Genomic DNA, 10,410 nt, shown 5'->3' on the forward strand with positions numbered 1-10,410 from the left:
CGCTGAACCTGTATGGCACGTTTCACGGCACCATACATCAGCTAACATCAGGCGTTCTGACGCCACCATTCGGCCAGCAGAACGCCGGTAGCGACGGAGACGTTCAGACTTTCCACGTTGCCGGTGCCGCCAATCGACACGCTCATATCGCCCTGCTGGAACGTGCTGTCAGACAAGCCTTCACGCTCCTGACCCAGCACCAGTACCATTTTGGCCGGTAGCACCGCGTCAGACAGGGATGTGCCCTGATGGCTCGAGGTCGTCACGATGGTGTAACCCGCTTTGCGGAAGGCTTCGAGGCCTTCATTAAAGGTTGCGCCGCTGATAGCCTGAACGTGTTCAGCGCCGCCTTCCGCCGTGCGAACCGCTGCACCGGATTCCAGTAGCGAGGCATCGTTAACCAGCAGACCTTTCACACCAAAGTGCGCGCAGCTGCGCATGATCGCGCCAAGGTTATGGGGATTGCTGACATCTTCAAGCGCCAGTACACAGTCTTTGCTTTCGGCCTTGTTAAGCCATTCTGCTACGTCCATGCCCATGCGTTTCTTGATCAGGAAGCAGACGCCGCCGTGGTGTTCAGTACCGGAAGCTTTGGTGATCTCTGCGTCATCGACCACGTGGTAGGCTTTGCGGTTAGCCGCCAGCCAGCGCAGCGCATCGCGAAAACGTGGCGTCACGCTTTGCACAAACCAGGCGCGAACGATGCATTCAGGACGGCTCTGGAACAGCGCCTGACAGGCGTTTTCACCGTAAACGCGGGTTTCTTCCAGACGCTGGCGACGAATCTGCTCAACGTCAACCACGCCTTTACCGCTAATCCCTGGGTTTTCCGGTTTGTTGTCTTCCACGACCGGCGCGCGGGAGACGGTGCGCCATGGGGAATCACTGCTGCCGTAAGCATCACGATTGTCGCTGCCGCGATCGTTGCGGCGCGGTGCGCTGTCACTGCGGCGTGGCGCGCTATCGCTGCGACGGCCTGTACCGCGACCGCCTTCTTCACTACGCTCAGTGCGCGGGCCGGATGAACGACGATTGTCTTCACGGCGAGCAGCAGGACGGCCACCTTTGCCTGTACGAGGATTCGGCGCGCGCGCGCTTTGCTCATCTTCGCCACGCACATACATGACTTTGACCTTACCACTTTTGCCTTTAAATTCGTCGTTCATTTCTTCCTCCTGCATTGAGAGCGCGAAGATTACCTGATGTGACTGCGCTTAGCTATCAACTATTGTACCTATAGAGCAATCCACATTGAGACGATCTTACCACCCTTTCATAATGGACAATATTGAGCAAAGTGCTCTAGTTCATTATCAGAGGTTTATATGAATACGGTATGCACGTCTTGTCAGGCAACCAATCGCGTTCCCGAAGAACGGCTTGCCGATGGTGCCAAATGTGGTCGTTGCGGCGAAAGCCTGTTTTCTGGCGAGGTCATCAACGCCACCGCCGCCACGCTGGACAGCTATCTGCAGGACGATCTGCCGGTTGTGGTGGACTTTTGGGCGCCATGGTGCGGCCCCTGCGTTAATTTTGCCCCGGTGTTTAAAGACGTCGCACAGGAGCGCAGCGGCAAGGTGCGCTTCATTAAAGTGAATACGGAGGCCGAGCCGGCGCTGAGCAGTCGCTTCCGCATTCGCAGCATTCCCACCATTATGGTCTTTAAGAAAGGTGAGATGGTGGACATGCTAAACGGTGCCATGCCGAAAGCGCCCTTCAACGAGTGGCTCGACGAATCCCTGTAAGCGCAAAAGGCCAGCCAGTGCTGGCCTTTTCCCTTTGTCCGACGCTTCGATTACACTACGCTTTTTCTTGTCCTGAATAATCATGTCTGAAAATGCCGTTTTGCGTTTACGTGCCCAACGTCTGGCCCGCGCCACACGTCCCTTTCTGGCACGTGGAAACCGTGTGCTTCGTTGCCAGGGATGTCTGTTGCCGGAAAAACACTGTCTGTGCGCCAGCATTCGTGTGCAGTCTGCCCGCAGTCGCTTTTGTCTGGTGATGTTTGATACCGAACCGATGAAGCCAAGTAATACGGGCCGGTTGATCGCCGACGTCTTGCCAGATACCCAGGCCTTTGGCTGGTCACGCACCGAGCCCGATCCTTTACTGCTGCAGGCCGTGGCCAGTGAGGCTTATCAGCCACTGGTGGTTTTCCCTGCATCTTACGCCGATGAAGGTCGCAAGATTGTGCATTCGCCGCCGCTGTCAGGTAAACCGCCGCTGTTTATCATGCTGGATGGTACCTGGAATGAAGCCCGCAAGATGTTTCGTAAAAGCCCCTGGCTTGATCGCTTTCCGGTGATCTCGCTTAATGTCACGGCACCGTCCCGCTACAGGCTGCGCGAAGCGCATGGCGAAGGTCAGCATTGCACCGCAGAGATTGCCGCGGCGCTGCTGCACCAGGCCGGCGACCGTGAGGCTGGCGAGGCATTAACCCTGCACTTTGAGCAGTTCCGTCAGGCCTATCTTGCCGGTAAGCCGCATCATCCCGGCCAGGAGAGGTAACACTCGCTCTGACAGGCCGATTGTCATTATTCAGGCTGGGATCTGCCCGACGGTAAAAAAGCCCAAAAGCGTTTACACTCCCCTAAATGCCGACGAATGGAGAAGGTGATGAGTCAACGTGGACTGGAAGCGCTGTTAAGACCAAAATCAATTGCGGTAATCGGCGCCTCGGTCAAGCCGGGACGGGCAGGCTATTTTATGATGCGTAATCTGCTGGCGGGCGGCTTTAGCGGCCCGGTGTTGCCGGTGACGCCAAAATATAAAGCCGTTAGCGGCGTGCTGGCCTGGCCTGATATTCACAGTTTGCCCTTCGCCCCCGACCTGGCGGTGATCTGTACCCATCACAAAAGAAATCTGACGCTGTTACAACAGCTCGGCGAGAAAGGCTGTAAAGCCTGCATCATCCTCTCCGCCCCCGCCAGTCAGCTCGCCGAGTTAAAAGCCTGCGCCAGCCGCTGGCAGATCCGATTGTTAGGCCCAAACAGTCTGGGATTACTGGCACCGTGGCAGGGGCTTAACGCCAGCTTTTCTCCTGTTCCCATCGCCAAAGGCCGTATTGCGTTCATATCGCAGTCATCAGCCGTCTCCAACACCATCCTTGACTGGGCGCAGCAACGTAACCTGGGGTTTTCATGGTTTATCGCCTTAGGCGACAGCCTGGATACCGACGTGGACGATCTGCTGGATTTTCTGGCCCGTGACGGCAAAACCAGCGCGATTCTGCTTTATCTTGAACACCTTAGCGATGCCCGCCGGTTTGTCTCGGCCTCCCGTAGCGCATCCCGTAACAAACCTATTTTGATTATCAAAAGCGGCCGCAGTCGGCAGGCACAGGCGCTGCTTGGTACGCACAGCGGTCTCGATGCCGCCTGGGATGCGGCGATCCAGCGTGCGGGCTTGTTACGGGTGCAGGATACGCACGAGCTGTTCACCGCAGTTGAGTCCCTGAGCCATATGCGTCCACCACGCGGGCACCGGCTGATGATTATCAGCAATGGCGCGGCTCCCGCCGCGCTGGCGTTAGATGAACTCTATGCCCGCAACGGTAAGCTCGCCACGCTGGGCGAGCAAACGATAGAGCAGCTTAGTGCCGTTCTGCCGGAGGGCGTCGGGCACGGCAATCCGGTCGATTTAAAGGACGATGCAACGCCGGAACGCTATCTGGCCTGCCTGGCCGTCCTGCTCGACAGCCATGATTTAGATGCCCTGATGATTATTCATGCCCCCAGCGCTGTTGCCCCGGCGACCGAAACCGCAGAGAAAATCATTCAGCTTATTCATCAGCATCCGCGCGGAAAACAGCTCACGCTGTTGACCAACTGGTGCGGCGAATTCTCCTCTCAGGCGGCGCGCCGTGCTTTTACTCAGGCCGGCATTCCCACCTGGCGAACGCCGGAGGGCACCGTCACCGCCTTTATGCATCAGGTTGAATACCGGCGTAACCAGAAATTGTTGCGGGAAACCCCCGCCCTGCCGGTAAACCTGACCCAGGACAGCGCTCAGGCCCACCAGTTGCTGTCTCAGGCGCTGGATAAGGGCATCCTGTCGCTGGATACGCACGAAGTGCAGCCCGTTCTTAAAGCTTACGGCCTCGCGACGTTACCCACCTGGATAGCAAAAGACAGTGAGGACGCCGTCACGATTGCTGAACAAACCGGCTATCCGGTCGCGCTGAAGCTCCGTTCGCCCGATGTGGCGCATAAGTCTGAAGTGCAGGGCGTCATGCTCTACCTACGTAACGCCGCCGAAGTTAAACGCGCGGCGGACGCGATTATTGACCGGGTCAGGCAGACGCTGCCGCACGCGCGTATTGAAGGACTGGTGGTGCAGAGCATGGCGAACCGGGCTGGTGCCCAGGAGCTGCGGATTGTGGTGGAGCAGGATGCGCTGTTTGGCCCTATCATCATGCTGGGTGAAGGCGGCGTAGAGTGGCAGGCAGAGAAACAGGCGGCGGTTGCTTTGCCGCCGCTGAATATGACCCTGGCGCGCTATCTGGTGATCCAGGCAATAAAAAGCGGCAAGGTCCGCAGCCGAAGTGCCTTGATTCCGCTTGATGTAGCTGGCCTGAGCCAACTGCTGGTTCAGGTCTCTAACCTGGTGGTAGATTGCCCGGAAATACAACGGCTGGATATTCATCCACTGCTGGCGGCAGGTAGCGATTTCACCTTACTGGACGTTACGCTGACGCTTGCGCCTTTTGACGGTGATAACGAAACGCGTCTGGCCATCCGACCCTATCCTCAGCACCTGGAAGAACAGGTCGAGTTGAAGGACGGTCAGCACTGCTTATTCCGCCCTATCCTGCCGGAAGATGAACCGCTGCTGCGTGACTTTATCAGCCAGGTGACGAAAGAAGATCTCTACTACCGCTACTTTAGCGAAATTAATGAATTCACCCATGACGATTTGGCCAATATGACGCAGATTGACTACGACCGGGAGATGGCGATTGTCGCCGTTCGGCAGCATCAGGGGCAGCCGGAGATCATCGGTGTGACCCGCGCGATTTCGGATGCCGACAACGTTGATGCCGAGTTTTCGGTACTGGTGCGCTCCGATCTTAAAGGGCTGGGGATGGGAAGACGTTTACTGGAAAAAATGATCCGTTACACCCGCGCGCATGGCCTGCAACAACTGAACGGCATTACCATGCCCGGCAACCGCGGCATGGTGACGCTGGCGAAAAAACTCAACTTTGACGTGGATGTCCAAATGGACGATGGCATCGTCAGTCTTAAGCTTTTGTTACAGGATAATGTCAGTTTGCCGTGTAGAGAAAAGTAAAAATCGCCCAGTTCGTCGTGGTTGATGTTATTATTTAGCGTTATGACCCTGATTTGGTGGCAAAAGGCCATACAATGAACCGAGAAGAAGTGCACTGTGATGTTGTCTAAATTTAAACGCAATAAACACCAACAACACCTCGCACAGCTGCCTAAACTGTCACAATCTGTTGCGGATGTGTCGACGCTTTATTCGCCCGCCGAATTTCGTGAGACGCTTTTGGAAAAGATTGCGTCAGCGCAATCGCGCATTTGTATCGTCGCACTCTATCTGGAAAATGACGATGCGGGCCGCGCCGTCATGAATGCACTGTATGCTGCGAAACTCGCTCGCCCACAGCTCGACATCAGTATTTTAGTCGACTGGCACCGTGCCCAACGTGGTCGCATTGGTGCTGCACGAGGCGTGACTAATGCCGACTGGTATTGTGAGATGGCCCAACAGCATCCCGATCACGTCATTCCTGTCTACGGCATTCCGGTTAATACTCGCGAGGCACTCGGGGTACTGCATCTGAAAGGCTTCATCATTGATGATACGCTGCTCTACAGCGGGGCCAGCCTGAATGACGTTTACCTGCATCAGCACGATAAATACCGCTACGATCGCTACCAGCTCATTCGTAATCCCGCGCTGGCCGACACCATGTTCGAATGGATCAACCAGCATTTAAAAGACGCCGAGGCAGTCAATCGCCTGGACTATGCTGAGCGTCCTTCCAGTCCGGAAATTAAAAATGAAACGCGTCAGTTTCGTCAGGACCTGCGCGGGTTCAACTATCAGTTTGAAGGCAACGCCGGCAACGATGAACTCACCGTGACGCCACTGGTCGGCCTGGGCAAGCGTAGCCTGCTGAACAAGACCATTTTCCATTTGATGCCCTGCGCTGAAAAGAAGCTCACCATCTGCACGCCTTATTTCAACCTGCCTGCGCTGCTGGTGCGCAATATCATTGGCCTGCTACGTCAGGGTCGTGACGTTGAGATCATCGTGGGTGATAAAACAGCGAATGACTTCTATATCGCACCCGATCAGCCATTTAAGATCATCGGTGCACTGCCCTACCTCTACGAAATTAACCTGCGTCGCTTTTTAAGCCGGCTGCAGTACTACGTTAGCAACGGGCAGCTGACCGTACGTTTATGGAAAGACGGTGAAAACAGCTATCACCTGAAAGGAATGTGGGTTGACGATGAGTGGCAGCTCATTACAGGCAACAATCTTAATCCCCGCGCCTGGCGGCTGGATCTCGAGAATGCGGTACTGATCCACGATCCGCATCAGCAGTTGGCCGATCAGCGACAGCATGAGCTGATGCTGATCCGTCAACATACCACGGTCGTTGGACACTTTCGTGAGCTGGAGAGCATCGCTGACTACCCGGCGAAAGTGCGTAAGCTGATTCGCCGTCTACGCCGTATTCGTATTGACCGCCTCATCAGCCGCATACTGTAAACCCTCAGAATGCCGCAGCCTGCCTGCGGCACTCCTTTCCTCTGCTACAGCTTAATTCCTTTCCCATGCCGGTGGAGCAGCAGCGAAACCAGAAACGCCAGCGCGCCCATCGCAGACACGTACCAGAAGAAGGTGGTCTCCATCCCTTTGTGCTTCATCAGTAACGCCACGTACTCTGCAGACCCACCGAAGATCGCATTCGCCACCGCATAAGACAGCCCGACGCCCAGGGCTCGCACCTGCGGCGGAAACATCTCAGCTTTCAGAATCCCACTGATCGAGGTGTAAAAGCTGGTAATAAGCAGTGCCAGCATAATCAGAACAAATGCCATGCCCGGACTCTGTACGTTTTGCAGCAGAGTAAGGATGGGTACGGTACAGATTGCTGCACCGGCACCGAAAATCATCATGGACGTGCGTCGGCCTATTTTATCCGACAAACCGCCAATAACGGGCTGCAGCAGCATATAGACGAAGAGCACACCGGTCATCAATGCACTGGCGGTTTTCGCATCCATACCAGAGGTATTTACCAGATACTTTTGCATGTAGGTTGTAAAGGTGTAAAAGCTCAACGAACCGCCCGCCGTAAAGCCCAGCACCATGAGGAAGGGTTTGGTGTGATTACGTAACAGGCCAATGACGCTACCGGCATCCCGATGCTCACGGCTCTGTTTATCGGAGGTTTCGTCCAGAGAGCGGCGCAGCCATAACGCCACCACGGCTAGCGCAGCGCCTAAAAAGAACGGGATGCGCCAGCCCCATGTGCGTAGCTCCTGATCGGTTAAGATGAACTGCAGCACCACCACCGTCAGCACAGCGGCTAACTGCCCACCAATTAAGGTGACATATTGAAAGGAGGCATAAAAGCCTTTGCGCCCTTCCAGGGCCACTTCACTCATATAGGTTGCACTTGTGCCGTACTCCCCGCCCACCGACAGCCCCTGGAACATACGAGCCAGTAACAGCAGGGCTGGCGCGGCTATCCCAATGCTGTTGTAACCCGGCAGACAGGCGATGACCAGCGATCCGAAACACATCATACAGACAGAAATCAGCATGGATTTTTTACGCCCGTGGCGGTCACCAATATAGCCAAATAACCATCCGCCAATCGGCCTCATTAAAAAGCCTGCGGCAAACACGCCTGCCGTCTGGAGCAACTGGGTTGTCGTATCCCCTTGCGGAAAGAAGATATGGGCAAAGTAGAGTGAGAAAAACGAGTACACATAAAAGTCGAACCATTCGACGAGATTACCTGAGGATGCACCTACTATGGCCCAGATACGTTTTTTTCTGTCGAGCAACTGCGATTGTGGATTTTTGATCACATCTGACATGCTATGCCTCGGCTCCATGCTGATAAGCAGCGTTAAAGCGTTGAGTAAAGCATGGACGGGAATAAAACGGAAAGAGGTGTTGGTTCTGGATGACAAAATGTGACTTATGTTGTTAATTTTCTGTAACAACTGAAAGTGTCAGACCACCGCGCCAGCCCGCTACGGATATCAAAAACGACCGACCTTTCTCTACAACATGTGTACGAGCTGTGCAGACAGGCCGGTGTTTTAGTGCATCAGAACGTCGTGACTACCGTGACGCCCGGTGATTCAAACTTATCCATATTGATTAACGCTTCTATGGATTGCTCGAGGCTGATGGTGCGGCCAATGAGCTTTTCAGGACAGAGTTTACCGGTGGCAATCATGTTCATCATGTCGCCGTAACGATGAGCCTGCATGCCGTGACTGCCAATAATCTCCAGTTCGTTAGCAATAACGCTGGCCATTGGAATGGGCGGTGCACTGTGTTCGCCCGCCATCAGGCCTATCTGGATGTGCCTGCCTCTTTTTCTTAAGGAATGAATGGAGTTCACGCAGGTCACAGTATGACCCAGCGCATCCAGTGACACATGTGCTCCGCCTTGGGTGATTTCTCTGATGGCTTCCGCCACATTGTGCACGCGAGCGCCATTTACTACGGCAACTGCACCCAAATCACGGGCCAGCTGCAGCTTTTCATCCGAAATATCCACCGCCACCACGTTTGCCCCGAGCGCATTCGCGATCATGATGGCGGAAAGTCCCACACCGCCACAGCCGTGCACGGCAAGCCACTGACCTGCCGACGTTCTTCCCTGATCGACCACTGCCCTGAACGAGGTAATAAAACGGCACCCGAGACTGGCTGCGGTAGTGAAGTTCAGCGTGTCCGGCAGTGCGATAAGATTTAAGTCGGCCTGCTGTATCGCTACGTATTCGGCGAACGATCCCCAGTGCGTGAAGCCAGGCTGGAACTGATGGTCACAGACCTGCTGATTACCGGTATGACATTCGTGACAAAAGCCGCACCCCGATACAAAAGGTACCGTGACATTATCGCCCGGCCGCCATTTAGTCACCGCGTTGCCAACGGCTTCAATTGTGCCTGCGAATTCGTGTCCCGGCACATGAGGCAGAGGAATATCGGGATCGTGCCCGACCCAGCCGTGCCAGTCACTTCGGCAAACACCGGTGGCTTTGACCCGAATCACCACGCCATGCGGCTCGGGAGTAGGGTCCGGGGCCGTTTGCAGCATCGGCGGCGACAGAAATGACTCGTATATCACTGCTTTCATCAGTAAACCCTCATCGTAGGCGTTCATAAAATTATACCTTTCGATTCGGAAATTACTTTTCATCTGTTGCAGGTGGATAATTATTTATGAAATTATCCTTCATCAAATTTGCGATGGTTGAGTGGATATTTCAGTGAGTCTTCTTGATAAGAAAGATCTGGCGCTGCTACGTTATCTGCAGCAGGACGGCAGGGTATCGAGTCTTAAACTTTCACAGGATTTGGATGTTAGCCCGGCTTCTGCATGGCGACGTCTGAAACGGCTTGAGGATGAGGCGTTTATTGAGGGTTATCAGGCGGTGGTTAACCGCAGAAAAGTGGGCTTTGGCGTGATGGCATTTGTCCGTCTGGTCTGTAGCCAGCACAGTGAAGCGGCAACGCGGGATTTTGAAGACAGGATTAATGCCAATCCCTATGTGCTTTCCTGCCACAACATTACCGGTGAAGCTGATTTCCTTTTACAGGTCGTGGCGCGCGACTTAGACCATTACAGTCTTTTTATCGAAAAGGAACTGCGTAAATTACCGGGGATACTGAGTATTAATTCTTCGATTTCACTCAGAGAAGTAAAGAAAACGCATCCGCTACCGGTTTAACGGTTATGCAGTTCTGTAAAGAGAATTGTTGTTGCGCTAATGCATCCCGATCAGAGAGACGTTGCCAGCTAAAGATACCTGCCGGTAGTTTACCGCATCACAACGGTAATGCGGGGAATTTGCATGCGATGAAAGGCTTTCAACGATTTTGCGGCTCCTGAAAATCCTGATAGCGACAGAAATAAAGTGGTTGGGTGCATACCGGAAGGCTGGCAGGTAACGATTTTCACAGTTTTGTTTGAGATGATGCACAGAATGACGCAGTGCGGGAGAGGATTAAAGCAGCAAGAGCGGCGTTGCAGACCCGCGGTTGTATCGGGGTCATGATGAGACGGAATATGATGGGGGCTATCTGGCAGATCGCAGACGTAAAAAAGCCCTGAACGTCAGTTCAGGGCTTCTTCACTTGTTTGATGCCTGGCAGTTCCCTACTCTCGCATGGGGAGACCCC

8 protein-coding genes are annotated in these 10,410 nt (G+C 54.4%); 5 read left to right on the forward strand and 3 right to left on the reverse strand.

The genetic code is table 11. The features are described 5' to 3' along the window. Positions 1-47: 47 nt before the first annotated feature. Positions 48-1,166 carry a tRNA/rRNA methyltransferase gene (locus DFO57_RS21860; RefSeq protein ID WP_015699650.1) on the reverse strand — a complete coding sequence of 373 codons (1,119 nt, stop codon included), beginning with the start codon at positions 1,164-1,166 and terminating at the stop codon, positions 48-50. A gap of 159 nt (positions 1,167-1,325) precedes the next feature. On the opposite strand from DFO57_RS21860, the gene trxC reads away from it, so the two are divergent. The 4 genes from trxC (at position 1,326) to pssA (ending at position 6,747) form a co-directional block, all read left to right on the forward strand. Further along, positions 1,326-1,745 (forward strand): thioredoxin TrxC, encoded by a 420-nt coding sequence (trxC, locus tag DFO57_RS21865; protein ID WP_013026875.1) that lies wholly within the window; start codon positions 1,326-1,328, stop codon positions 1,743-1,745. 82 nt (positions 1,746-1,827) lie between these two features. Next, positions 1,828-2,508 carry a tRNA-uridine aminocarboxypropyltransferase gene (locus DFO57_RS21870; protein WP_013026876.1) on the forward strand — a complete coding sequence of 227 codons (681 nt, stop codon included), beginning with the start codon at positions 1,828-1,830 and terminating at the stop codon, positions 2,506-2,508. Between the two features lie 108 nt (positions 2,509-2,616). Further along, positions 2,617-5,292, forward strand: coding sequence for a bifunctional acetate--CoA ligase family protein/GNAT family N-acetyltransferase (locus DFO57_RS21875; protein ID WP_015699648.1), 2,676 nt, complete (start codon positions 2,617-2,619; stop codon positions 5,290-5,292). 99 nt (positions 5,293-5,391) lie between these two features. After that, positions 5,392-6,747, forward strand: a complete 1,356-nt coding sequence (gene pssA / locus DFO57_RS21880) for a CDP-diacylglycerol--serine O-phosphatidyltransferase (RefSeq protein WP_015699647.1) — start codon at positions 5,392-5,394, stop codon at positions 6,745-6,747. A 44-nt stretch (positions 6,748-6,791) separates the two neighbouring features. Here pssA and DFO57_RS21885 read toward each other — a convergent pair whose 3' ends face one another. Both DFO57_RS21885 and DFO57_RS21890 read right to left on the reverse strand, forming a co-directional pair. Next, the gene (locus DFO57_RS21885; protein ID WP_015699646.1) at positions 6,792-8,087 is read right to left on the reverse strand and encodes an MFS family transporter; all 1,296 of its coding nucleotides are present in this window, start codon (positions 8,085-8,087) and stop codon (positions 6,792-6,794) included. Between the two features lie 236 nt (positions 8,088-8,323). Then, positions 8,324-9,391, reverse strand: coding sequence for a zinc-dependent alcohol dehydrogenase family protein (locus DFO57_RS21890; RefSeq protein ID WP_199226585.1), 1,068 nt, complete (start codon positions 9,389-9,391; stop codon positions 8,324-8,326). Positions 9,392-9,497: 106 nt separating this feature from the next. Here DFO57_RS21890 and DFO57_RS21895 point away from each other — a divergent pair, with 106 nt between their 5' ends. Beyond that, positions 9,498-9,959 carry an Lrp/AsnC family transcriptional regulator gene (locus DFO57_RS21895; RefSeq protein WP_014605185.1) on the forward strand — a complete coding sequence of 154 codons (462 nt, stop codon included), beginning with the start codon at positions 9,498-9,500 and terminating at the stop codon, positions 9,957-9,959. Positions 9,960-10,410: the final 451 nt, after the last annotated feature.

The organism is Pantoea sp. AG702 (genome assembly GCF_003182295.1).
Taxonomy (GTDB): domain Bacteria; phylum Pseudomonadota; class Gammaproteobacteria; order Enterobacterales; family Enterobacteriaceae; genus Pantoea; species Pantoea ananatis.

Excerpts from the sequence above, each read along its gene's own strand:
- DFO57_RS21860 (WP_015699650.1), bottom strand. The coding sequence starts at position 1,166 with ATGAACGACGAATTTAAAGGCAAAAGTGGTAAGGTCAAAGTCATGTAT.
- trxC (WP_013026875.1), top strand. The coding sequence starts at position 1,326 with ATGAATACGGTATGCACGTCTTGTCAGGCAACCAATCGCGTTCCCGAA.
- DFO57_RS21870 (WP_013026876.1), top strand. The coding sequence starts at position 1,828 with ATGTCTGAAAATGCCGTTTTGCGTTTACGTGCCCAACGTCTGGCCCGC.
- DFO57_RS21875 (WP_015699648.1), top strand. The coding sequence starts at position 2,617 with ATGAGTCAACGTGGACTGGAAGCGCTGTTAAGACCAAAATCAATTGCG.
- pssA (WP_015699647.1), top strand. The coding sequence starts at position 5,392 with ATGTTGTCTAAATTTAAACGCAATAAACACCAACAACACCTCGCACAG.
- DFO57_RS21885 (WP_015699646.1), bottom strand. The coding sequence starts at position 8,087 with ATGTCAGATGTGATCAAAAATCCACAATCGCAGTTGCTCGACAGAAAA.
- DFO57_RS21890 (WP_199226585.1), bottom strand. The coding sequence starts at position 9,391 with ATGAACGCCTACGATGAGGGTTTACTGATGAAAGCAGTGATATACGAG.